27 protein-coding genes are annotated in these 22,582 nt (G+C 69.5%); 12 read left to right on the top strand and 15 right to left on the bottom strand.

All coding sequences use genetic code 11. From position 1 onward, the window contains the following. The first annotated feature begins 34 nt into the window (after positions 1-34). Genes ABTZ43_RS00420 through ABTZ43_RS00405 form a run of 4 tightly spaced genes read left to right on the top strand, consistent with a single transcriptional unit; the run spans position 35 to position 4,212 of the window. Complete coding sequence (locus ABTZ43_RS00420) at positions 35-1,870, top strand: AMP-dependent synthetase/ligase (RefSeq protein WP_350537484.1); 1,836 nt, start codon at positions 35-37, stop codon at positions 1,868-1,870. Positions 1,871-1,887: 17 nt separating this feature from the next. Further along, positions 1,888-2,808: a DUF1295 domain-containing protein gene (locus tag ABTZ43_RS00415; RefSeq protein ID WP_350537483.1), complete on the top strand. Its 921-nt coding sequence runs from the start codon at positions 1,888-1,890 to the stop codon at positions 2,806-2,808. 43 nt (positions 2,809-2,851) lie between these two features. Continuing rightward, positions 2,852-3,535, top strand: coding sequence for an SGNH/GDSL hydrolase family protein (locus tag ABTZ43_RS00410; protein ID WP_056414857.1), 684 nt, complete (start codon positions 2,852-2,854; stop codon positions 3,533-3,535). Positions 3,536-3,588: 53 nt separating this feature from the next. Further along, positions 3,589-4,212, top strand: coding sequence for an HD domain-containing protein (locus tag ABTZ43_RS00405; RefSeq protein ID WP_056414853.1), 624 nt, complete (start codon positions 3,589-3,591; stop codon positions 4,210-4,212). Between the two features lie 120 nt (positions 4,213-4,332). Here ABTZ43_RS00405 and ABTZ43_RS00400 read toward each other — a convergent pair whose 3' ends face one another. The 8 genes from ABTZ43_RS00400 to ABTZ43_RS00365 form a co-directional block, all read right to left on the bottom strand. Continuing rightward, complete coding sequence (locus ABTZ43_RS00400; protein ID WP_350537482.1) at positions 4,333-5,244, bottom strand: hypothetical protein; 912 nt, start codon at positions 5,242-5,244, stop codon at positions 4,333-4,335. A gap of 83 nt (positions 5,245-5,327) precedes the next feature. Next, positions 5,328-5,501, bottom strand: a complete 174-nt coding sequence (locus ABTZ43_RS00395; RefSeq protein ID WP_053098095.1) for a CsbD family protein — start codon at positions 5,499-5,501, stop codon at positions 5,328-5,330. A 102-nt stretch (positions 5,502-5,603) separates the two neighbouring features. Beyond that, positions 5,604-5,816: a hypothetical protein gene (locus ABTZ43_RS00390; protein WP_045252975.1), complete on the bottom strand. Its 213-nt coding sequence runs from the start codon at positions 5,814-5,816 to the stop codon at positions 5,604-5,606. Between the two features lie 56 nt (positions 5,817-5,872). Beyond that, positions 5,873-6,487, bottom strand: a complete 615-nt coding sequence (locus ABTZ43_RS00385) for a hypothetical protein (protein WP_056414847.1) — start codon at positions 6,485-6,487, stop codon at positions 5,873-5,875. Further along, on the bottom strand, positions 6,484-7,068 hold the full coding sequence (locus ABTZ43_RS00380; protein WP_056414843.1) for an Asp23/Gls24 family envelope stress response protein: 585 nt from the start codon (positions 7,066-7,068) through the stop codon (positions 6,484-6,486). Before ABTZ43_RS00380 ends, ABTZ43_RS00385 begins: the two co-directional genes overlap by 4 nt. Next, positions 7,065-7,460, bottom strand: coding sequence for a hypothetical protein (locus ABTZ43_RS00375; protein WP_235564044.1), 396 nt, complete (start codon positions 7,458-7,460; stop codon positions 7,065-7,067). The genes ABTZ43_RS00380 and ABTZ43_RS00375 overlap by 4 nt, the downstream gene beginning before the upstream one ends. Beyond that, the gene (locus ABTZ43_RS00370; protein WP_045252972.1) at positions 7,460-7,648 is read right to left on the bottom strand and encodes a DUF2273 domain-containing protein; all 189 of its coding nucleotides are present in this window, start codon (positions 7,646-7,648) and stop codon (positions 7,460-7,462) included. Before ABTZ43_RS00370 ends, ABTZ43_RS00375 begins: the two co-directional genes overlap by 1 nt. Then, a complete protein-coding gene (locus tag ABTZ43_RS00365) occupies positions 7,645-8,169 on the bottom strand; it encodes an Asp23/Gls24 family envelope stress response protein (RefSeq protein WP_200946572.1) in 525 nt (174 codons plus the stop codon). Before ABTZ43_RS00365 ends, ABTZ43_RS00370 begins: the two co-directional genes overlap by 4 nt. A gap of 160 nt (positions 8,170-8,329) precedes the next feature. On the opposite strand from ABTZ43_RS00365, the gene ABTZ43_RS00360 reads away from it, so the two are divergent. Next, positions 8,330-9,235, top strand: coding sequence for an SDR family NAD(P)-dependent oxidoreductase (locus ABTZ43_RS00360; protein WP_350537481.1), 906 nt, complete (start codon positions 8,330-8,332; stop codon positions 9,233-9,235). A 69-nt stretch (positions 9,236-9,304) separates the two neighbouring features. On the opposite strand, the gene ABTZ43_RS00355 is transcribed toward ABTZ43_RS00360, so the two are convergent. Then, positions 9,305-9,682: a DUF4406 domain-containing protein gene (locus ABTZ43_RS00355; protein ID WP_350537480.1), complete on the bottom strand. Its 378-nt coding sequence runs from the start codon at positions 9,680-9,682 to the stop codon at positions 9,305-9,307. A 70-nt stretch (positions 9,683-9,752) separates the two neighbouring features. On the opposite strand from ABTZ43_RS00355, the gene ABTZ43_RS00350 reads away from it, so the two are divergent. Next, positions 9,753-10,502 (top strand): DeoR/GlpR family DNA-binding transcription regulator, encoded by a 750-nt coding sequence (locus ABTZ43_RS00350; RefSeq protein WP_056414833.1) that lies wholly within the window; start codon positions 9,753-9,755, stop codon positions 10,500-10,502. Between the two features lie 17 nt (positions 10,503-10,519). On the opposite strand, the gene ABTZ43_RS00345 is transcribed toward ABTZ43_RS00350, so the two are convergent. Then, a complete protein-coding gene (locus ABTZ43_RS00345) occupies positions 10,520-11,191 on the bottom strand; it encodes a GOLPH3/VPS74 family protein (RefSeq protein ID WP_350537479.1) in 672 nt (223 codons plus the stop codon). A 130-nt stretch (positions 11,192-11,321) separates the two neighbouring features. Here ABTZ43_RS00345 and ABTZ43_RS00340 point away from each other — a divergent pair, with 130 nt between their 5' ends. The 3 genes from ABTZ43_RS00340 (at position 11,322) to ABTZ43_RS00330 (ending at position 13,480) form a co-directional block, all read left to right on the top strand. Further along, positions 11,322-12,704 (top strand): APC family permease, encoded by a 1,383-nt coding sequence (locus tag ABTZ43_RS00340; RefSeq protein WP_350537478.1) that lies wholly within the window; start codon positions 11,322-11,324, stop codon positions 12,702-12,704. Continuing rightward, positions 12,691-12,903: a multidrug transporter gene (locus ABTZ43_RS00335; protein WP_350537477.1), complete on the top strand. Its 213-nt coding sequence runs from the start codon at positions 12,691-12,693 to the stop codon at positions 12,901-12,903. Before ABTZ43_RS00340 ends, ABTZ43_RS00335 begins: the two co-directional genes overlap by 14 nt. A 94-nt stretch (positions 12,904-12,997) precedes the next feature. After that, the gene (locus tag ABTZ43_RS00330) at positions 12,998-13,480 is read left to right on the top strand and encodes a DUF3592 domain-containing protein (RefSeq protein WP_350537476.1); all 483 of its coding nucleotides are present in this window, start codon (positions 12,998-13,000) and stop codon (positions 13,478-13,480) included. Positions 13,481-13,517: 37 nt separating this feature from the next. On the opposite strand, the gene corA is transcribed toward ABTZ43_RS00330, so the two are convergent. Together corA and ABTZ43_RS00320 are read right to left on the bottom strand one after the other, a co-directional pair. Next, the gene (gene corA, locus ABTZ43_RS00325; RefSeq protein WP_149422053.1) at positions 13,518-14,534 is read right to left on the bottom strand and encodes a magnesium/cobalt transporter CorA; all 1,017 of its coding nucleotides are present in this window, start codon (positions 14,532-14,534) and stop codon (positions 13,518-13,520) included. A 49-nt stretch (positions 14,535-14,583) separates the two neighbouring features. Beyond that, entirely contained in the window at positions 14,584-15,870 is a 1,287-nt protein-coding gene (locus tag ABTZ43_RS00320) for a serine hydrolase domain-containing protein (RefSeq protein ID WP_350537475.1), read from the bottom strand. 89 nt (positions 15,871-15,959) lie between these two features. Between ABTZ43_RS00320 and ABTZ43_RS00315 the strand changes: the two genes are divergently transcribed. Beyond that, positions 15,960-16,274, top strand: a complete 315-nt coding sequence (locus tag ABTZ43_RS00315) for a DUF2470 domain-containing protein (RefSeq protein WP_056414810.1) — start codon at positions 15,960-15,962, stop codon at positions 16,272-16,274. Positions 16,275-16,327: 53 nt separating this feature from the next. Further along, positions 16,328-16,975: a biliverdin-producing heme oxygenase gene (locus ABTZ43_RS00310; RefSeq protein WP_149422051.1), complete on the top strand. Its 648-nt coding sequence runs from the start codon at positions 16,328-16,330 to the stop codon at positions 16,973-16,975. 261 nt (positions 16,976-17,236) lie between these two features. Here ABTZ43_RS00310 and ABTZ43_RS00305 read toward each other — a convergent pair whose 3' ends face one another. After that, positions 17,237-18,634, bottom strand: a complete 1,398-nt coding sequence (locus tag ABTZ43_RS00305; RefSeq protein ID WP_350537474.1) for an ATP-dependent DNA helicase — start codon at positions 18,632-18,634, stop codon at positions 17,237-17,239. A 160-nt stretch (positions 18,635-18,794) separates the two neighbouring features. On the opposite strand from ABTZ43_RS00305, the gene ABTZ43_RS00300 reads away from it, so the two are divergent. After that, positions 18,795-19,868 (top strand): hypothetical protein, encoded by a 1,074-nt coding sequence (locus ABTZ43_RS00300; RefSeq protein WP_350537473.1) that lies wholly within the window; start codon positions 18,795-18,797, stop codon positions 19,866-19,868. A gap of 57 nt (positions 19,869-19,925) precedes the next feature. Here ABTZ43_RS00300 and ABTZ43_RS00295 read toward each other — a convergent pair whose 3' ends face one another. Both ABTZ43_RS00295 and ABTZ43_RS00290 read right to left on the bottom strand, forming a co-directional pair. Next, the gene (locus tag ABTZ43_RS00295; protein ID WP_082539281.1) at positions 19,926-21,935 is read right to left on the bottom strand and encodes a bifunctional copper resistance protein CopD/cytochrome c oxidase assembly protein; all 2,010 of its coding nucleotides are present in this window, start codon (positions 21,933-21,935) and stop codon (positions 19,926-19,928) included. 85 nt (positions 21,936-22,020) lie between these two features. Continuing rightward, positions 22,021-22,308 (bottom strand): HU family DNA-binding protein, encoded by a 288-nt coding sequence (locus tag ABTZ43_RS00290; protein ID WP_042541574.1) that lies wholly within the window; start codon positions 22,306-22,308, stop codon positions 22,021-22,023. Positions 22,309-22,582 lie beyond the last annotated feature (274 nt).

Raw genomic sequence — 22,582 nt, 5'->3', positions numbered from 1 at the left:
CCGAACCGCCCGTTCGACCGAGAGGAACATACCGATGATCGAATCATCGACCCCGCCGCTGGCAGTCCTCGACGCCTACCGGAACATCACCGACCTCCTGGTCGCCCGTGCGCAGACCGCGCCGGAGCACGTGGCCTTCGAGGTCGAGAGGGCGGATGCCGGCAGCACCGCCCCCTGGCGGCCGGTCACCACGCGCGCTTTCTCCGATGAGGTGCGCGCGCTGGCGAAGGGATTCATCGCCCGGGGCGTGCAGGCGGGCGACCCCATCGCGATCATGGCGCCTACGCGCTACGAGTGGGCCGTCGCCGATCTCGCATCCTGGTTCGCCGGTGCCGTCGTCGTGCCGATCTACGAGACGTCCTCGCCGTCGCAGGTGAACGCCATCGTCGCCGACGCAGGGGTGCGTCTGGCGATCGGCGGCACGGCGTCGCACACGGCGCTGCTGCAGTCGGCACTCACGGAGGCCGGTGGCGACCCCCTCGGCGTGTGGACGATGGATGCCGCCGCATCCGCACCACTCGCCGACCTCGTCGCGCTCGGAGCCGACGTCTCGGATGCCGACCTCGAGGCCCGCCGGGCATCGGCCACCCAGGACGACCCGGCGACGATCGTCTACACCTCCGGCACCACGGGCGAGCCGAAGGGCGTCGTGCTGACGCATCGGAACTTCCTCGGACAGGTGCTGAACATCGCCGCGGCCTACCGCGAGATCGTCAACGACGCCGGCAACACCGTGATCTTCCTCCCGCTCGCTCATGTGCTGGCCCGCGGCCTGCAGCTGATCTGCCTGGCCAGCGGCATGCGGATCGCCCACCTCGCCGACCCGTCGACCGTCGTCGCGACCCTCGACACCCTGCGACCGACCTTCCTCGTCGTCGTCCCCCGGGTGCTGGAGAAGATCCAGGCGGCCGCCGCCGCCAAGGCCGCCGACAAGGGCCTCGCAGGCGTCTGGACCACGGCAAGGGAGACGGCGATCGCGTGGGGCCGCCGCGCCGAGCGGATCGACGCCGCCGCGCACCCCGCGAACGATCTCGCCCTGCGTCTGCGCCACCGGTTCTTCGACGCGCTGTTCTACCGCCGCCTGCGCGCGGTGATGGGCGGACGCGTCGGCTACATGCTCTCTGGCGGCGCCGCACTCGACCCCGAGCTGTCGCTGTTCTTCCGCGGCATCGGCGTTCCCGTCATCGAGGGATACGGGCTGACCGAGACCACGGCGCCGCTCACCGGAAACCTGCCAGGACGCATCGCCTCGGGCAGCGTCGGCTCGCCGCTCCCCGGCCTCACGGTGCGCATCAGCGACGACGGGGAGGTGCTCGCCCGCGGCCTCGGCGTCTTCGGCGGATACCGCAATCCCGCCCACGATGAGGGCGCCTTCGTCGACGGATTCTTCCGCACCGGCGACCTCGGCCGACTCGACGACCAGGGCAGACTGATCCTCGACGGACGGCTCAAAGACGTCATCGTCACCTCCAACGGCAAGACGATCGTGCCGACCCGCTGGGAGAGCGCCGTCGAGGCGGATCCGCTCATCTCCCACGCGGTGATGGTGGGCGAGGGCAAGCCCTACCTCTCCGCGCTGCTGGTGCTCGATCCGGAGCAGACGCAGGAGTGGGCGCGCACCACGGGCGCCGACATCCCGCCCCTGGCCGAGCCCGATCTCCGCGCGGTCACGGATCCCACTCTGCGCGCGCGGCTGCAGGCATCCGTCGACGCCGCCAACGCACTGGTGGCCCGCAGCGAGCAGGTGCGCAGGTTCAGCGTGATCCTCGCCGACCTCGAGGACCGCGGGATCGTCACCCCCACCATGAAACTCCGACGGAGCGTCGTCCTGGATCGCGCATCCGTCACCGTCGAAGACCTCTACCTCTGAGAAACAGGAAGAACACCATGTCCTCACCGACGCCCACCGAAACCAGATCGTCGCGCGCCTCGCTGATCGCCATCGTCGTCGCCCTCGTCATCGGGGCGCTCGTCGCGCTCGCCGGCAGCCAGAACGGCGCGATGCTCGGCGGCATCCCGCTCTTCGCGGTCGCGGTGGCGGCCGCCTACGTGATCCAGATCCTCGCCTTCATCCCGGCCGTGCTCCTGCGCACCGAGCGTTTCTTCGACCTCACCGGCAGCCTCACGTTCCTCGCGATCTCGGTGGCCCTCGTGCTGCTGACGCCCATGCCCGACGCGCGCAGCTGGATCCTCGCGGTGATGGTCGCCCTGTGGGCCGCGCGTCTCGGATCCTTCCTCGCCATGCGCGTGCACAAGGCAGGGTCCGACGGGCGCTTCGACGAGATCAAGGGATCGCCCGTGCGTTTCCTGCAGGTCTGGGTCATCCAGGGGGCCTGGGTGTCGATCACGGCCGCCGCCGCCTGGATCGCGATCAGCACGGACGCCGCGAACCGCGCACCCATCGGATGGCTCACCGTCGTGGGCATCGTCGTCTGGGTGCTCGGCATGGTGATCGAGATCGTCGCCGACGCGCAGAAGTCCGCGTTCCGCGCCGACCCGAAGAACAAGGACGAATTCATCCGCACCGGCCTGTGGTCGCGCTCGCGGCACCCCAACTACTTCGGTGAGATCGTGATCTGGGTCGGCGTCTTCGTGACCGCGGCCCCCGTGCTCACCGGCTGGCAGTGGGTGGCCGTGCTGTCGCCGCTGTTCGTGATCCTGCTGCTCACCCGCGTCAGCGGCATCCCGCTGCTCGAGGCGCGTGCCGAGAAGAAGTGGGGGGACAGGGCGGACTACATCGAGTACCGCGAGAGCACTCCCTCGCTGATCCCGCGGCTCACCCGTCCGACGGTGCGTCAGACCGCCTAGCAGGGCGCACCATCCGCCCCGGGGTCGGTGACGAACAACCACCATGCGCCGCATCCGATCGCTCGCCTCGCTCGCCGCCCTCGCCCTCGGGCTCACCGCCTGCAGTGCGGGGCCGGTGCCGGATGCGTCCCCGACACCGGGAGATGGGCCGGTCGTCGCGTTCTACGGGGACTCGTACACGCTGGGCACCGGGGCGAGCGATCCGGCTCTCCGATGGTCCACGATCATCAGCGAGCAGCGCGGATGGCAGGAGTTCAACCCCAGCGTGAACGGACTCGGGTTCGTCAACCACCGCTCCGACTTCGACGGGAACGACCTCCCCGAACTCGTCATCGCGCAGGACCCCGACATCGTCTTCGTGACGATGGGGCTCAACGACAACTTCAGCTACGACCGACGCGCCGAGCTCATCCGCACGACCATCACCGACGACCTCAGCCGGCTGCGCGACGCCCTGCCCGACGCGAGGATCATCGTCGTCGAGCCGTTCTGGTACACCGACGAGCGCCCCGAGTCGGTGGAGACGATCATCGGATGGGTCGAGGATGCCGCCGACGGGATCGATGCGGACTGGATCCCCGGTGCGAGCAGATGGCTCGACGGGCACCACGCCGGCGCCGAGGACAGCTGGATGGCGTCGGACGGTCTGCATCCCTCCGACATCGGATACCGTCACATGGCCGAGGAGATGGATGCGGCGCTCGACGCCCTCGATCCGCCGCTCTAGATCGGCGTGCGAGCATGCGGGCGGTGCGGCCCCGAAGCGATACGCTGACCGGCATGAGCGCGCACGAGACGCATCCGCCCCTGCACCTCGACTCGTTCGAGGCGCCCCGCACGCCCGCGGCGATCGCCGCCCTGTCGCTCGCGACGCAGTATCAGTCCCCGACGATGGTCAACCATGTCGTACGTTCGTGGCTGTGGGCCGAGGCGTTCGCCGTCATCGAAGGCCGACACGACGTCGACCATGAGCTGCTCTACGTCTCGGCCGTGCTCCATGACATCGGCCTGGCTCCGGAGTTCGACAACGTGCTCCGCTCCTATGAGGAGGCCGGCGGCCATGTCGCCGTCGCGCTCACCCGGGGCGCCGGCTGGGACGAGCGGCGGGGCACCCGTGCGCTCGAGGTGATCGTGCGGCACAACTGGCCCTCGGTGGATCCCGCGGTCGACGTCGAAGGGTACCTGCTCGAGATCGCGACCGGTCTCGACATCTCCGGCGCGCGCCCCGACGCGCTTCCCGAGGCCTTCCTGCGTGAGGTTCTCGAGGCGTATCCCCGCCTCGACCTCGCCGACGAGTTCGGCTCCGGGGTCGTCGACCAGGCGGCCAGGAAGCCCCACACCGCCGCGCGCCGGCTCGTCGAGGGCGGCGTCGTCCGCAAGCTGGAGCAGAATCCGCTCGGGTGAGCGTGTCGAGCGCCGAGCCCATAGCCCTTACTCGAGTGCGGGCCGCCAGCCCTCGCTCGAATGCGGGCCGCCAGTCCTCGCTCGAGTCCCGGCCGCTAGTCATCGCTCGAGTCCCGGCCGCTAGTCATCGCTCGAGTCGACGAAGACCCCGATGCGGTCGCCGTCCAGGACGAACTGGATCGCGACGCCCGAGGGATACCGCTCGATCAGCTCGTCCGGCAGCTCGTCGCTGAACGGCACGGCGAGCGCGGTCGGGAACGAGGCGACGCCGCACGTCCCATAGATCGGGCCGCGCATGTACGAGTCGTCCTCGTCCTCGCCCTTCTCCGGCAGGTCGCTCGTCCTGGCGACCGAGAGGCAGCGGTTGTCCGATGTGCGATCCCCCGACTCCGACATCCACCCCGGACTCTCGAAGATCGTCAGACCGGCGAACTCCGCGCTGGCGATGTCCGACTCCGCTCCGAACCAGTTCGGCGGCACAGAGCCGTTGCGCGTGAGCTGGAGGGTGTCGACCTGCGGGGCGCCCGACGATACCGACACCGAGTGCAGCGAGGTGACGGCGAACGTCACGAGAGCGGCCGCGACGGCGGATGCCACCACGGACGCCGCCCACAGTGCGGCGGGCTTCCTCCCGAGGCGCGCAGGACGCTCCGCAGCGCGCTCCGCCGGATCCGGACCGTCGTCCCCCTGCGAGTCGTCCCCCTGTGAGTCGTCACCGAGCCTGTCGTCGCCGAGCCTGTCGTCACCGAGCCTGTCGTCGCCGAGCCTGTCGTCACCGAGCCTGTCGTCGCCGAGCCTGTCGAGCAGATCATCGCCCGCTCGATCTGCTGCATGCTGGTCGACCGCGGTGGAATCGGACCGGGCATCGACCGAGAGGAGAGCCGGGGCGGGTGCCGCCACGCGCGAGGCCTCCAGCTGCTCCAGCCGACGCAGAGCGGCAGGATCCGTCATGATGTCTGCGCGCGGACCGTACGCGCGGATACGAAGCTCACGCAGCTCCCGCTCGGATTCGGCGTCCCCTCCAGCACTCATCCCCGCATCGTCTCACGATCACCCGCGCACGCACGAACGGGCGGACGGAGCACGAATGCTCCGCCCGCCCGTCGGGGGGGGTCTTACTTCTTGAACGCGTCCTTCACGTTCTCGCCGGCCTTCTTCGCGTCGGCCTTGACCTGGTCGGCCTTGCCTTCGGCGGCGAGCTTGTCGTTGTCGGTCGCGTTGCCGATCGCTTCCTTCGCCTTGCCGGCGATGTCCTGAGCGGCGTTCTTGATCTTGTCATCGAGTCCCATGAGGAGCTCCTTTCGTGAGGGTGATGATGACGACGGGAGGATTCCCGGCGTCTTATCGTCGTGCTCTTCGCGACCGACGATAAGCAGGTGGGGTGCGGACGCTCAGCGGCGCACCTTGTCGAGGGCCTTCTCCGCGGCCTTCTTGGCCTTCTTCGCGGCCTTGGCCCGCTCCTTCTTGGCCTTCGGGTCGTTCCACATCCGCACGAGCTGGTGCCGGACGGACTCGCCCTTGTCGATCTGCACGGTCGCGGCCCGGCTGCCCAGGATGTAGGCGACGAAGGCGACGGCGCCGATGAGGAGGATCTTGTTTCGCATGGTGGTTCTCTTCCTGGGTGACGAGTGGTCGGGGGTGACGGATCGGTGTCAGCGGATCAGGTCAGACGACGCTGGTCGTGAGCGAGCCGCGCCCGCAGACCGGTGTGGATGGAGACGTAGGTCGCCGTCTCACGGCCGGTGAGGGTCGCGAGGTTGCCGAGCAGGCGGTCGACGTGGTCGACCAGCTCACGCGGATCGGTGTTCTGACGAGGGGTCAGCGCGACGTGCAGCACGGGCTCGCTGTGGATGTCGTTCGCGGTGACGTGGGTGGAGAGGATGTCGGCCCGATCCGCGAGCGAGTTCTTCACCGCATCCGACACGAAGGACTCCGTGACCGTGACCCGGCCGAGCGGGTTCTGCGAACCCGACGAGCGGAGGACCGTCTTGGAGCGGCGCCCCGAGATGCTCGTCAACGCGGCGATGAGGAGCACGACGACGATGACGATCGCGGCGACGGCGCCGATACCGACCCAGGAGAGGCTTCCTCCTGCGATGGCCGTGGCGGCGATCGCCTGGTCGAGCCAGGTGCGGGCGTCCTTGCCGGCCGACGTCCAGATGTCGGTGGCGGTGGGCCAGCTCATGATCGCGATCCCGAGGGCCCCGAGAGCGAGGAACAGCAGGCCGATGATCAGCAGCAGGGTGCGGTTCAGCGCACGATTGGTGGCGTTCACAGCTCGTCCTCCTTCTCGGTGGGCCGCTCGATGCGGACCCGGGTGCGTACGCTCCTGGTCAGTCGGTAGGTCGTCAGCTCGGCCTCTGCGGCGGACTGCACCGCGCTCTTGTCGAGCGGGATGCCGGCGCCGGGACGCACGGTGACGTCCACGGACCGATGGCCGACGCCGACGGTGATGCTCTCGCGGGAGAGACCCGTCTGCTCCGACAGATGCTGGGCCAGTGCACTGGCGATCACGCCGTTGTCGACGACGACCGCACGGTCGCCCGCCTCGAGCGTGTGCTTCGACAGGCGGCCCGGTGTGACGGCCAGACCGATGAAGACGATCCCGATCAGGGCCAGCACGATGCTGCCCGCGATCACGAGACCGGCCGGCTGCGCGGTCGGCAATCCGACCAGCCAACCGCCCGCTGCGGCGGGACCGAGCAGGAGGGCGGGCTGGGCTGCGAGGCTCAGCACGATCTCGAGACCGATGTAGGCCAGGGCGAGGATCAGGAGGATGACCGCGACGAACATCGCGACGGTGCGCGGCGAATGCGTCTCGCGACGAACGACGCGACGAAGTACGGGGGTGCTCATCGCACTCGACTCCTCTCTGGGATGGTGGCACCGGTGATGGTGAGGTTGATCCGGGTGATGTCTCGACCGAGGATTCCGGTCAGCCGCGTCTGCAACTGCTCCTGCAGCTGACGGGCCCTCTCGAGAACGGGGACTCCCTGCTCGATCGCGACGGTGTCGTCGAGATTCGGGACGGGGAGCGGGGTGGCGATGCGGACGGCGAAGCCGCCCGGATGCTCGGCGACATCGACCTTCACGTCGCCGCGCGGCACACCGATCAGGACTGCGGATGCCTGTTCGGTCACCGTGCGGTAGACGCGTTCCCTCACGTCGACGCGGCCAGGAACGGTGGCCTCACCGGTGGCGACCCCCACGGGGCCACCACCGGGGGCGAAGTGCTGGTCGACGCGCATCAGGAGGTGCGCCGCCCCGTGAAGGCGTCCGCGAGACCGCGGACGTCGAGCTTGCCGGAGGCGATCCGGCCGATGATGGCACCGATCCCGGCGAACAGGGCGACGAGGAGGAAGCCCCAGAACCCGAACGCCAGTGCGGCGAGAGCGAGCAGGGCGCCGATCACGGCGCCGGTGATGGTGGGGCTCATGAGACGCGCGACTCCTCGTTCTCGGTGTTGTCGTCACCGGGGACGTGCACGTCGTTGACCTCGACGTTGACCTCGACGACCTCGAGACCGACCAGGCGGCTGATCGCACCGGCGACGGCGGCGCGGACGTTGTTCGCGACCTCCTGGATGGGGGCCGGGTACTCCACGACGATGGTCAGGTCGGCTGCGGCCTGCGTCTCGCCGACCTCGACCTTGACGCCCTGGGCGAGGTCGGTGGCGTTGATCACGTCGCGGATCGCACCGAAGGCGCGTGCTCCGCCGCCGCCGAGCGCGTAGACGCCAGCGACCTCACGGGCGGCGATGCCGGCGACCTTGGCCACGACGCCATCGGCGATGACCGTCTTGCCGGCCGCGTCGACGTCGGTGGGGATGCGCGACGTCGAGAAGCTCGACGAGCGGTCCACGCGGGAGCCGGACGCGGCGGGCTTCGGCGCGGCGGAAGTCTGAGCCAGCTCCTTCTCGGCGGGGCTGGCGGGGGTGTTCTGATCCTGAGTTGCCATGACTTTTCCTTCGTCTCACGTGGTTCCGGCTGCGAGACCTGTCGGCCGCACCGGGAGCGTGGTTGGTCGCTCACAGGTAAGACGTGCGGGGAACGAGATTCGTCACAAACTCGTCGAGGAATTTTTTCGCACCACGGGCGCGCGGCCTAGGTTGGAGGACATGACCTCGGCCCCCGCCCCCGTCCGCGACCTCCACGGCCGCACGATCCTGGTCACCGGCGCGAATGCGGGGATCGGATACTGGTGCGCCGAACAGCTCGCCGCCCGCGGAGCCAGGGTGCTGCTCGGCTGCCGATCGGTCGACCGCGCCGAGGTCGCGGCATCGTCGATCCGCGCGCATGCGGCGAGCGCCGACGTCGGCATCCTCCCCCTCGATCTGGGCTCGCTCGACGCGATCGCCGCGGCCGCGGCCTCGGTCGACGAGCGGCTCGACGCGGTCATCTGCAACGCGGGGATCAAAGCGGCCGACCGCCGCGCGCGCACCGCCGACGGGCTCGATCTGATGGTCGGGACGAATGCCCTCGGCCACTTCGCCCTGCTCGCGCAGCTCGGTCAGGCGCTCGCGGAGGAGGCGCGCGTCGTGGCCGTCGGTTCGCTGGCGCACCGTTTCGCAGAGATCGACCCTGCGACGCTCGGCCAGCCGTGGACCGGGGCGTCGCTGCGTCAGTACGGCCGCTCGAAGGCCGCGCTCATGGCGTTCGCGTTCGAGCTCGACCGGCGATGGCGAGGGACCGCGCGCTCCGCACTGTGCGCGCATCCGGGCTACGCGGTCGACCCGCTCACTCCGCATCGCGCCGGTCTCGCCGAGGTCTCGGGCCTCTCCCGCACCCTCGCGGGACTCAGTCGACCCCTCGTGCAGGGAAAGGCTGCGGGCGCCGCGCCGATCGTGCACGCGGCGGTGTCGGCCGATGCGACCGGAGGCGATTACTGGGGCCCCGGCGGTCTGCTCGAGTTCCGCGGCGCACCTGCTCGCGTGCGCGCCGGCGAGCAGGTGCGCTCCCCCGAGGTGGGACGCGCGCTGTGGTCGGCGGCCGAGGAGCTGACCGGGGTGCGGTTCGACGCCTGAGCACGGGCGGTTCGAGGCGTGACCGCGGGCGGTTCGAGGCGTGACCGCACTGCGGTCAGCTCCCCCGGCTCACCGGACGCGTGCTGCGGCGCCGAGGGCGGGGATCTCGTCGAGCGAGCGGAAGACCGGAAGCCCCCGCTCCCGTGCGATCTCGACGTCCTTGTCGGCGCCCGAGGACTCACCGGGCAGACGGAGGACGGCATCGCAGTGCTGCAGCAGTCGGTGCGCGGTCTCGTACATGACATCGCCGTCGGTCGCTGCGTCCTCGTCGAGGCCGCGCAGGATCGGCAGAGCGACCCACTCCCCGATCATCGGGACGTGTCCGAGCCGGTGGATGGGCGCTACGGCCTGCTCGAGGGTCTCGAGATTGCGGGCGATGAGAGCGGGGTCGCCGCCGGTTCCGGAGCGGTAGGGGCCGGCGATCAGGATCAGGAGTGGTGTCGTCATGAAGAAGACTGTAACGTTAACCGTGCAAGAACGTGCAACTTCGTGAGAGAACAAGAAGAGACGGGCTCGGATGCTGGGCGCACAGCGCAAAGACCACCTGCGGGAGATCCTCCGCGCCGACGGACGCGTGGTGGCGAAGGATGTCGCCCTCGATCTCGGGGTGTCGGAGGACTCGATCCGTCGCGACCTGCGAGAGCTCGCCGAGGCCGGCGAGCTGGTGCGCGTCTATGGGGGCGCTCTGCCGATCCCCCCGGCAGACAGGCCCGTCGATCAGCGGTCATCCCTCGCCACCGCGAGCAAGGAGAGGGTGGCGTCTCGCGCCGTCTCCCTGATCGAACCGGGTTCGACGATCGTGCTGGATGCCGGCACCACCACTCTCGCGATGGCACGGATGCTGCCCCACGGCGCCGACCTCACCGTCATCACGCCGAGCCCGGCCGTGGCCCTCGCCACCGCCGAGCACTCGGCGGCGCGCATCGTCATGATCGGCGGCGAGCTGGCACGATTCTCGATGGTCGCCAGCGGACCGTTGGCCATGGAAGCCGTGCAGCACCTCGCGGCCGACCTCTTCTTCCTCGGCGTCACCGGCGTCGATCCGGTGCGCGGACTCACCACCGGCAACCTCGACGACGCCGTCACCAAGAGGGCGATCTCCGCCCGATGCACGCAGACCTTCGCACTCGGCAGCGAGGAGAAGATCGGAGCGACCTCGCACTTCCCGGTGCTCGACCTCGACGCCGTCGCCGGCGTGATCGTCGATCCTCTCGATGAGAGCCGGGTGATCGACGAGCTCGCGGAGCGCGTCGCCGTGCTGCGCTGAACCCCGACCCGAGCGGATCAGGTGATCGTCGCCGCGACGATCACCGGAGTCATGATGGCCACCATCGCGGCGGCGATCGCATCATTCACGGCCTTGGCGACGGCATCCCCGGCCGGCGACCCCGCGGTGAGCTGCTCGATCCTCTTCTTGAGGTCGCGTGCCGAGATGTCCCCGCACTCCGCCCGAAGGATCGCGTGCGCGGCGTTGAGGTTCTGCAGGATCGAGAGCAGCGACAGGTCGGCCTGCGTCGGGGCGCCGGTGCCCGCGAGCACAGCGGCGAGCCGCGAACGCAGCACCAGCTCGGGCGCGGGGTCGGACTCGGGAGTGCGTGCCGACCCCCAGCCGAAGAATCCGCGTTCCCCGCGCACGAGGATTCCCTGCACGACCAGCGACTCGACGACGACCTCGAGCGGATCGAGCTTCGGCCACACGACCAGCGATTGCAGTCGCTTGCCTCGCATCGGCACGAGACGCTGCAGGGTGGTGTCGAGGATCGGGTTGCCCGTCGGCTCGGTCGACACGATGTCGACGGTCGGATGCTTCTCGTGCGAGAACGAGATGCGCCCGTACAGGGCGAGGTCGACGAGGACGGCCGCGACCTCGCCATAGAGGCGGTTCCCGCTCACCGCGCTCTCGACACGGCCGTCGGGCCGAAGCAACAGCATGTGGAGTTCCTCGACGATCAGCATGCCTCCACGCTATGACCCGCCGCGAGCGGCGGCATCCCCCGCACGGGTGATTTCGCGACGCCGCGGCACTCGATCCGGCGGCCTGTCAACCCCGTCGCCGGTGACCCGCCTCTCTCCCTAGGGTTCCGGGATGACCTCCGACACCGCGCGCACACCTGAGGAGCCCACTCGGCTTCGCCGCGCCATCACCGGGCCCCTGCTGTTCGCCTTCATCCTGGGCGACGTGCTCGGCGCCGGCATCTACGCCCTGATGGGGGTGCTCTCCGAGAAGGTCGGCGGGATGCTGTGGGCGCCGCTGCTGCTGGCGTTGCTCCTCGCCCTCCTCACGGCCGGCTCGTACGCCGAGCTCGTCACCAAGTACCCGCGCGCGGGCGGGGCATCCGTCTTCGCCGAGCGCGCCTTCCACAGCCCGGCGGTGTCGTTCCTCGTCGGGTTCAGCATGCTCGCCGCCGGAGTGACCAGCGCCGCGGGCCTCGCGATCGCCTTCGCCGGCGACTACCTCGGCACCTTCTTCGACCTGCCGACCATCCCCGTCGCGATCGTCTTCCTCGCCGTCGTCGCGGCCCTCAACGCCCGCGGCATCCGCGAGTCCCTGGGGGCGAACCTGGTGATGACGGCGATCGAGCTGAGCGGTCTCGTGATCGTCATCGCCGTGGTGGGCGTGTTCGTGGCCGGCGGCGGTGGCGACGCCTCGCGCCTCACCCAGACGCCCGAGGGGACTCCCGCGGCGATGGCCGTGCTCGCCGGCGCCGTGATCGCCTACTACTCCTTCGTGGGCTTCGAGACCTCGGCCAACATGATCGAAGAGGTGAAGAATCCGCGGCGCACGTACCCGCGTGCGCTCTTCGGTGCGCTGTTCACGGCGGGCGCGGTCTACGTACTCGTCGGGATCGCGAGCTCGATCGCGCTGCCCGCCTCCGAGCTGCAGGAGTCGAGCGGTCCGCTGCTCTCGGTCGTCGAGGCGGCGGGCGCCAGCATCCCGTCCTGGCTGTTCAGCCTGATCGCCCTGGTCGCGGTCGCCAACGGCGCGTTGCTCACCATGATCATGGTGAGCCGCCTGACCTACGGCATGGCCGAGCAGAACCTGCTGCCCGCCGTGCTCGGTCGCGTGCTGCCGCGGCGGAAGACCCCGTGGGTCGCCATTCTCACCACCACCCTCGTCGCGATGGGGCTGACCCTGGTCGGCGACCTCGCGACGCTCGCCGAGACGGTCGTCCTGCTGCTGCTCATCGTGTTCCTCAGCGTCAACGTCTCGGTGCTCGTGCTGCGCCGCGATCGGGTGGAGCACGACCACTTCCGGATCTGGACGATCATCCCCGTGCTCGGCATCGGGTCGTGCATCCTGCTGCTCACCCAGCAGCGCCCCGCCGTCTGGCTGTTCGGCGGCATCCTTCTCGCCGTCGGCGGCGTCCTGTACCTGCTCGCGCGCTGGGGCAGGACGCGCACCGCAGTCCGCACGAGTTCCACCATCGATACCCACACCCCCACGGAGGAGAATCATGACAACCACTGACCGCACCCCGGAATCGGACGACGAGATGACCAGCGAAGAGAAGCGGCACGATCAGCTGACCGCCGCGCCGGAGGCGACCGAGGCCGATGCCGCCCCGCGCATCGAGGTGTCGGAGCACGACGGCACCACACGCATCGACATCGCGCCGGATGCCGCCGTGCGACCGGGTCCTGGGCCCGGCGTCGACACCGACGACTGAGACCGGGTCGCGCGCGCACCGCGCTGGATTCCCCGTCCTCTCGACGCCCCGCATCAGCCTCTCGTCGACGAACCTGTGCTGAGATGGGCACGTGATGACGCCCTACGACTCCGGCAACGCGCCCCGGAGCTTCGTGTACCACCCCGTGTTCCAGACGATCGTGATCGTCGCCATCCTCCTCGTCGGCCCCGTGCTGCTGGTGGTCGGATCGTCGATGAACGCCGCCGACCGAGAGCTCGTCGCGAGCGGCTCGCGCACGACGGGAACGGTGGTCGAAGTGAACGACGGGGCCGAGGCCTCCACGCACAACTTCAGAGTCGAGTACTTCGCCGGCGACACGTCATCGCATTCGGTCTGGGCCGACTGGGCGCCCGACGAGAAGCCTGCCCTCGGCAGCAGCGTCACGGTCATCTACAGCACTGCCGAACCGAGCACGGCCGTGGTCGAGGGCCACGGGACCCCGGGCCGCACGGTCACCGGACTGGGCGGACTGCTCACCGTCGTGTCCGTCGTGCTCATCGTCGTCATGGCCTCCGGCTTCGCGAAGGGGAGAGCCCGGCGCCGACGGGCCGGCTGACGCGGCGTCGAGTACGCTCAGCCTCACCTCTCGGCGGTCACAGCCAGCCCTTGCGCTTGAACGCCCAGTAGAGGCCGACGCCCATCGCCAGCATGAGTCCGATGGCCATCGGGTAGCCGAGCACCCAGTGCAGCTCGGGCATGTGATCGAAGTTCATCCCGTAGACCGTGCCGACGAGGGTCGGCGCGAAGAGGATCGCGGCCCATCCCGAGATCTTCTTCACCTCGTCGTTCTGACGGATGCTCAGCTCCGTCATCCGCCGCATCTCCTCGTTCTGCCGACGAGCCACGATGGTCGACTCGACGGTCAGGGCGTTGTCGAGCACGGTGCGGAACGTGTTCGCCCGCTCGGAGATGCGCAGGGTGTGGTCGAGCACATCGCGCAGGTAGCGCTGCAGCTCCTCGTCGGCCTCGTGCTCGGGCGAGCCGCGCAGCAGAGAATCGAGCATCCCGGCGAGAGGTTGCACCGCACGCTGGAAGTCGATGACCTCGCGACCCAGCTCGTAGATGCGCTGCGTCGCGTCGATGCCGTCCTCGAACAGCTGACCCTCGATCTCGTCGATGTCGTTCTCGAGACCCGCCAGCACCGGGGCGTACTCGTCGACGACCTCGTCGAGGATCGCGTAGAGCACCGCCCCGGCGCCGAGACGGAGCAGCGCGGGGTCGTCTTCGAGGCGGTGGCGCACGCGGGCGAGGTCGGGCGACTCCGCGTGCCGGATCGTGACGACGAAGTCCGGCCCCACGAGCAGATGGATCTCGCCGAACTCCACCTCCTCCGTCTCATCGAGGTAGCGCGCCGAGCGCAGCACCATGAAGAGGACGTCGCCGTACCGTTCGAGCTTCGAGCGCTGATGCCCCGACAGGGCATCCTCGACCACGAGCGCATGGATGCCGAACTCGTCGGCGACCTCGCGGATCTCCGCCTCGCTCGGACGATAGAGACCGATCCAGCTCATCCCGCCGCGTTCGCGCATGGCCTCGAACGTCTCGCTCAGGCTCCGCGGATTCTCGGTGCGGACGCCGTCGACGTAGATCGCGTTGTCGATGATGGCCATGGCCGACCTCTCTCCCGACCCGGTCGCGCAGCGGCCGGGTGCGTCCGAATCAGCCCTCAGGCGGTGCGACGCAGGGAAGCGCGGAGTCCGCGATCGCCTGGTGGTACTGCTCCGCCGTGAAGGGCAGACCGAAGTCCGGTGCCGTCTGGCCCTCGGCCGCCGGCGCCTTGGAGGCGAGGGCCGCCAGCTCCCACGCGAGGAACATCGCCGTGGTGCCGCCGGTGGTCGAGTCGTTCAGCGAGACCGCCACGGTGAACCCGGTCGCGGGGTCGGAGAATGCCGACGTCTGATAACCGGGCGTCCACCCGGACTGACCGATCATCGAGCCGACGAGGAGTGCGCCTCCGGTCGCCTGGAACCAGGACGGGGCGTCGGGGGCCTGCGGCAGCGGTGATCCGAAGCGGTTCGGCTCCTTCTTCGTGCGCAGCACCTGTGCGGCCTCGGCCTGCATGTAGCGGCCGAGGTCGTCGATCGTGGAGACCACCCCGGAGTCGGTGAAGCCGGTACTCGAGGACAGCGTCGTGATGTCGACCGGGGCGGCGCAGTTGTACCCGCCTTCGACGGGGGCGAGGTAGTGCCCGTTCATCACCGGACCGGTGGAGGGCGCCGCCGGCGCGGGCGAGGGCAGCGAGGTGTTCGAGAGCCCGAGCGGCCGGGTGACGTACGCGGAGATGAGCTCGGATGCCGTCATACCCGACGCACGCTCGAGAGCGAGTCCGAGCAGCAGGTATCCGGCATCGGAGTTCGTGTACGTGGTGTGGGCGGTGGCACGCGGCGCACCGAGCCCGTACGACGCCAGCTCGAGCGGCGCCCACACCCGCTCGGGGGTGGTCATCCAGGCGGTCTGCGCGATGCCCTCGGAGGAGCCGATCCCGCTCGTGCTGTTGCAGAGGTCGAGCAGGGTGGTGTCCGTCATGTCCGGAACGCCGGACACATGGTCGGGCACGGGGTCGTCGAGACCGACGATGCCCTCGTCCGCGAGGCCGTAGAGCACGTCGCACGTCATGAGCCTCGTCATGTCGGAGACGCGGAAGGCCATGTCGGTCGTGATCTCGGCGCCCGCTCCGGGGTCCTGGGTGCCCACGCCGGTCACCCAGCGTCCACTCCACGGCGCCCAGACACCCACCACGGCGCCCGAGGCGCCGGAGGCGGCGAGCGCGTTCGCGACCGCATCCTGCATCGCCGTGACCGTGTCGGCGGGGAAGTCGCCGTCGACCTGCGACGGGGGCTGATAGCTGAACTCCGGCTCGGACGACGTGCATCCGGTGAGGAAGAGTCCGAGCACGGCGACGCCGGCCGCTGCGGCGCGGAACCTGCGTGACGAGAGAAGCTGCATGAAAGGGGACCCCCGGAAGACGTGTCTCCCGAGTCTAGAACGCGGATCCTGAAAGATCGCATCGCGGGGGCCGGTTTAGGGTGAGGACCATGCCGCACATCTTCGATGCCGACGTCGTCTCGGCGATCCTCCGCCACATGAACGGCGACCACCGCGACGACAACCTGCTCATCACCCGCGCCTTCACCGGGGCCGGCGAGGGCGAGATCACAGATGCCGTGATGACCGGTCTCGACGGCGACGGCGGCGTCTGGGAGGTCACCGACGCGGGTGCCGTCTCGGAACTCCGCATCGCCTGGCCGTCCGGGCCGATCACCGAACGCTCGGCCGTGCGCCGGGAGGTCGTCGCTCTGTACGACCTCGCGTGCGCGAAAGTCGGCGTCGAGCCGCGTCCGCACGCATGACGCGGTGAGATCGAGGGTTCCGCTCGAGGTTAGGCAACCCTTACACTGAGGTCATGTCCGAGATCCTCTCCTTCTCCGCCGCCCTCCGGGAACGCTCCTCCGGTTCGCACTCGCGCAGCGAGGGAGCGGGCTTCATGTCTGATCTACTCAAGGGCGAGGGCTCCCGCGAGGACTACATCGCCCTCGTCGCCCAGCACTACTTCATCTACGAGGCGCTCGAGGGAGCGGGCGAGCGCATGCGCAAGGACCCCGTGGCATCCGTGTTCCTCAGCGACAAGCTGACCCGCCTGCCTGCGCTGGAGGCCGACCTCGGGTTCCTGCTCGGCGCCGACTGGCGAGACCTGATCGTCGCGCTGCCCACCACGCAGCGCTACGTCGAGCGCATCCGTCAGGTCGGCGCCACCTGGGCGGGCGGCTTCGTGGCCCACCATTACACCCGCTACCTCGGCGACCTGTCGGGCGGGGTCTTCATCGGCCGCGTCATGGCCCGCCGCTTCGGCTTCGAGACCAACGGCATCGGGTTCTACCTCTTCGACGACATCGCAGATCCCGCCGCCTTCAAGGACGTCTACCGCGAGCAGCTCGACGCCGCTCCGTGGGACGACGCGGAGCGCGAGCGGGTGATCGACGAGGTCCTGCTCGCCTACCGCTTCAACACCGAGCTCTTCGAGGACCTCGACCGCGCGCGCGTCGCCGCCTGAGTCCTGACTCCCGCCCGCGCATCGCCGCCTGCGTCCTGACTCCCGCTCGCGCGTCGCCGCCTGCGCCCTGACTCCCGCCCGCCGAGCGAGGGAGCCCAGCGACCGAGACCCCGCCCGTTGAGCGAGGGAGCGCAGCGACCGAGACCCCGCCCGTTGAGCGAGGGAGCGCAGCGACCGAGACCCCGCCCGTTGAGCGAGGGAGCGCAGCAACGGAGACCCCGCTCGTTGAGCGAGGGAGCGCAGCGACCGAGACGAAACGCCTCAGCCCTTTCCGACCTCGGGGGTGGATGCCGCGAGCCAGGCGTCGCGCATGAAACGACGCACGTCCTCGTCGACCCGGATGTCGCTCGGCCGCAGCGCCCGCGACAGGTAGAGGCCGTCGAGCGCGGTGAGCCGCGAGAGCGCCACGTAGGTCTGCCCCGGTGCGAACGCGCCCGACCCCAGGTCGATGATCGCGCGGTCGTAGGTCTTGCCCTGGGACTTGTGGATCGTCACCGCCCACGCCAGTCGCAGCGGGAACTGCGTGAACTCGGCTATCACGTCGCGCGACAGCTTCTTCGTGCTGGCCTCGTACGAGTAGCGGAAGCGCTCCCAGACGGCCGGCTCGACATCGACCTCGTCGCCGTCGATCTCGACGCGCACGGTCTCGCCGAGGATACGCACCACGGTGCCGATCGTGCCGTTGACCCACCGCGGCGGCTCCCCCGACATCGACGTGTCGTTGCGCAGGAACATCACCTGGGCACCGATCTTGAGCTTCAGCTCGGATTCGGCGGGCAGGGATGCCTCGCCCCGCCCGAACTCGCCGTTCACCTCCGCCTTCGCCGTCTGCTCCTTGCCCGGCAACGCGGCGAGGTGACGGCTGTTGATCGTGTTCACGATGTCGTTGCGGGTGGCGAGGGTGATCATCGGCACCTCCCCCGGCTCGGGGTCGGGGGGCGTGCGCGCACCCTGGGCGTTCAGCACTCCCGCGATCTCGGCGGTCACCCGGCCGTAGCGCACCGCATTCAGCATCGCCTTGAATCCGTCATCCGACTGCCGGTGGATCTGCACCAGCTCGCGCACGTGGAGCTCGGCGCGCGTGTCGACGGCGAAGAGGCCGCCGTCGTCGTCGTCCTGCGCGTCTCCCCCGCCCGATCCCGCCCAGACCTTGGCATCGAAGAACCAGAACGACCGGTAGTGGTCCTTCACGTAGCGCAGCTCGTCGCCCCGCGGCGGCACCGGCGCGAGCTGGTACGGGTCGCCGAACATGACGATCTGCACGCCGCCGAAGGGGATGCCGCGTTTGCCGCGGGCCTGCCTCAGCGAGCGGTCCATGGCATCCATCAGGTCGGCGTTGACCATCGAGATCTCGTCGATGACGAGGGTCTCGATCGCGTTGAGGATGCGGCGGGTGTTGTCGTTCTGCTCGATGTCGGAATCGCCGATCAGACCGATCGGCAGCCGGAACAGCGAATGGATCGTCTGTCCCTCGACGTTCAGGGCGGCGACGCCGGTGGGGGCGCAGATCGCGATCTGCTTCTTCGTGTTCCACGAGAAGTACTGCAGCAGTGTGGATTTGCCGGTGCCCGCACGGCCCGTGATGAAGACGTGCTCGCCGGTGTCCTCGATCAGTCGGAACAGCTCTTGCTGCTCTTCGGACAGGGCGGGAAGCGACACGGTTCTCTCACACGGGAAGACGACGGGAAACGCGCACGACGGCGCGCTCTCCATGCTACGTGGGGTCGTGGCGAGGCATCCGTCTGACACAGCCGATCGGCCCGTCACACAGCGACGCGGCGCACGGCTCCATCCCAGGGCGTCCTCCTAGACTGACGCCATGCAGCAGGTCGAGACGAAGGCGCCCCGGCGTTCCCGTCTTGCCGCCGATCTCGCGCTCCTCGCGGTGATCGGCCTCGTCCTCGTCGCCGCCCTCGGCGCCGGCGGGGCTACGCTGTACCGCCAGTTCTACGGTCCCTCCGCGTTCGTCGTGCGCTACCTCGACCTCCTCTCGGAGGGACGAGCCGCCGACGCCCTCCGCGTGCCCGGTGTCGCGATCGACCGCGAGACCCTGCAGAACGCGGGCATCGGCGCGACGGCCTCCGAGGCGCTGCTGCGGCACTCCGCTCTCGCGCCGCTGACCGACGTCGAGGTCGTCTCCGAAGCGCCCGACGGCGACGCGACCGCCGTGACCGTCTCGTACCGCGCGGCCGATCACGAGGGCACCACGACGTTCACGGTCGCGCAGGACGGATGGGCCGGGGTGACCCCGAACTGGCGCTTCACGACGAGCCCCCTCGCCGTGGTCGATCTCACGCTGCGCGGCGCCGATCAGTTCGCGGTGAACGGCTTTGAGATGGACCGCCGTCAGGTGTCTCCCGCGGGCGCGGACGCCGCGCCGCTCGACCCGCTGCCGCTGCTGGTGTTCACCCCCGGGCTGTACGCCGTGACCGTCGACACCGCGATCGCGAAGTCCGACGGCGTCGGCGTCCTCGCAGACAGCCCGCTCGCGACGACCCCCCTCGACCTGCAGACCGATCCGACCGACGAGTTCGTCTCGGTCGTGCAGCAGCGGGTCGAGGAGTTCCTCACCGGCTGCACGGCGCAGGAGGTGCTGCAGCCCACGGCCTGCCCGTTCGGACTCGAGGTCTCGAACCGCATCGCGTCGCTGCCGACGTGGTCGATCGCCGATCAGCCGCAGGTGACCGTCGTCCCCGACGGCGGCCACTGGAAGATCCCGCCGACGGATGCCGTCGCGCACGTCGAGGTCAAGATCCGCTCGCTCTTCGACGGCTCGATCCAGGAGGTGTCGGAGGACGTCCCCTTCCAGGTGGACGGCTCGATCACCATCCTCCCCGACGGCTCGGCGTCGATCCGCATCGGCTCCCCCGGCGAGGACGAGCCCGAGGGCTGACACCCCGCCGGCGCGGCGCGCCAGCGCGTCGGGCCGTGTCAGCGGCGTCGGGCCGTGTCAGCGCGTCGGGCGCTCGGCCTCGCGGCGGTCGCGTTCGGCGAGGGCGGCGAGCTTCGCGTTGTACTCCTCGAGCTCGGCCTCGCCCGTGCGGTCGGCGTGCCGATCCTGGCGCTTCTGCAGTTTGCTGTCGCTGCGGCTCCACTGGATCGCGACCGTGATCGCGAGGATCAGCGTCGGGATCTCCCCGATCGACCAGGCGATGCCGCCGCCGATGTACTGATCCTCCATCGGCGAGGGACCCCAGGTGCGCCCCATCGAGCCGAACCAGTCCGCGACCATCAGCCCCTCCTGCATCATGATCGCGACGCCGAAGAACGCGTGCATGGCCATGATCGCGATGAGCGTGATGAGCCGCCCGGGGTAGGGCAGCCGGTAGGGGACGGGGTCTGCGCCCACCAGGCTCATCACGAACAGGTAGCCGGAGATCAGGAAGTGCGCGACCATCCACTCGTGACCGAGGTGCTCGTACATCGACCAGCGCACCAGGTCGGTGAAGTAGAAGGCCCACAGCGACAGGATGAAGATGCCCGCCGCGACGAACGGATGCGTGACCACCCGCGAGAACGGGGAATGCACCGCCCACATGATCCACTCGCGCCCGCCGCGCGTGCCGTCGTCGCGCTTGTGGATCGCGCGGAGCGCCAGGGTGATCGGCGCGCCCGACACCAGCAGCAGCGGGATCGCCATCGACAGCATCATGTGCCCGAGCATGTGCACGCTGAACAGGTACTCCTGGTAGGCGTTGATCGGCCCGCCCGTCACCCAGAGCAGCAGCAGCATCCCCAGCACCCAGAACACCGTGCGATGGATCGGCCAGCGGTCGCCGCGGCGACGCAGCCGACGCACACCCGCCAGGTAGAGGAACAGCCCGAAGCCGACGGCGACCAGCCAGAGCACGTCGATGTCCCAAGCGGTGAACCAGCGGTCGATCGTGAACTCGGGCGGCAGCGGCGAGCGCGTGAGATTCTCGGCGGGAGTCTGCACGAAGGCCTGCTCCTCGCCGGTCGGCGGGGGTGTGCGCGCGAGGGCGGCGGCCGCCCCCGAGGCGAGGCCCATCAGCGTGATCTCGCCCAGCACCAGCATCCAGAACCAGCGCGTCGCGTTCTCGCCGTCGAGGCGGGGGATCAGACGGATGCGGTACCAGGCGCCGAACAGGCCCATGGCTGTCAGCAGCACGACCTTGATGAGCAGGATCGTGCCGTACGGCGTCCACAGCTGCGAGATGTCTCCGAGCGCGACGAACGAGCGGGCCACCCCCGAGACCGCGACGACCACGAAGGCCGCGATCGCGAGGCTCGAGTAGCGACGGACCAGGTCGGCGGTGCGGATGCCCGAGCGATCGCGCAGGATCACGACGAGCAGCAGGCCGCCGAGCCAGACCGCCGCGCCGATCGTGTGGAGCAGGATCGAGTTCACCGCGATGTTGTGGCCCGCGAGATCACCCGAGTGTCCCTGGGTCGCCAGGGGCAGGAAGGATGCGGCGGCGAGCAGGGCCGTGATGAGCGTGGGGGTCCAGGTGCGCCAGGCGAAGGCCAGCACCGTGATGACCGATCCCATGATCGTCGTGATCAGCCAGGACTGGCCCAGGGGCAGCTCGAGCAGGAACCGGCCGAGCTGCTCGCCGAACTCGCGCTCGGCGCTGAGCTGCGGGTTGAACGCGGCCATGAAGGTGAAGAATCCGCCGATGCCGGCGGAGACCGTGAAGACGGCCGCCCCGGCAGACGCGATGTTGAGGGCGGTGTCGAACGACTTCTCCTCGCTGCGCAGCGCGAACAGCGCGAGCACGAGGGATCCGAGCATCGCCGCCGACGCGATGTTCATGACCAGCTTGGCGATCGGAGTCGCCCAGCGCACGAACGGACCCGGGTCCTGCAGCAGCAGCGGTGCGGCTCCGCCGCCGATCACGAGTGCGGCGACGACGGCGACCAGACCGCCCGCGAGCAGCAGGCCGACGCCCGCCGCGCGATACGCGGAGCGGGTCGGGGTCTGCGCGACGCGGGCACTCACACGTCAAGCCTAAGCCGCGCCGTCGTCGCGGGAGCACGAAGGCCGCCCCCGACGGATCGGGAGCGGCCTTCGAACAGGAGCAGTCTTACTTGACGGCAGCCTTGAGCTTGGAACCAGCGGTCACCTTGACGCGGTGGCCGGCCGGGATCTTGATCTCGGCACCGGTCTGCGGGTTGCGGCCCGTGCGAGCCGCGGTCGCGACCTGCTCGAACGAGATCCAGCCCGGGATCGAGACCTTGCTGCCCTTGGCAACAGCGTCGGAGACCGAGGAGAACAGCGCGTCGAGGACACCCGAGACGGTGGCCTGGCTCTGGCCGGTGGCGGAAGCGATGCTCGCGACGAGCTCGGTCTTGGTGATGGACTTGTCAGCCATGTCATCCTCCAGCGACGAGTGTTCCGTCGCATCGTTGTGTGTATCGGGGCGGATGCCCCTGGTCGAGTGACCGCCTTGAATGTATCAACGACCACCCACATTTCCGCGTCATTTCGCGGGTTTTGAGGTTTTGGGCGGCGTGTCGTGGTGCAGAAGTGACGAATGTGACTCGTGGGACGTCGATTCCGCTCTCCGCGTGCCCGCGCCGCGTGCTCTCGCGTGCTCTCACCGCGTCGGGCGGAGAACTCCCCGACGGCCTCCCCGTCGGGCGGAG

It is taken from the genome of Microbacterium sp. NPDC097977 (genome assembly GCF_040302605.1).
Taxonomy (GTDB): Bacteria; Actinomycetota; Actinomycetes; order Actinomycetales; family Microbacteriaceae; genus Microbacterium.
The sequence above is the reverse complement of the archived record's forward strand: the minus strand, read 5'-3'. Positions and strand labels throughout refer to the sequence as shown.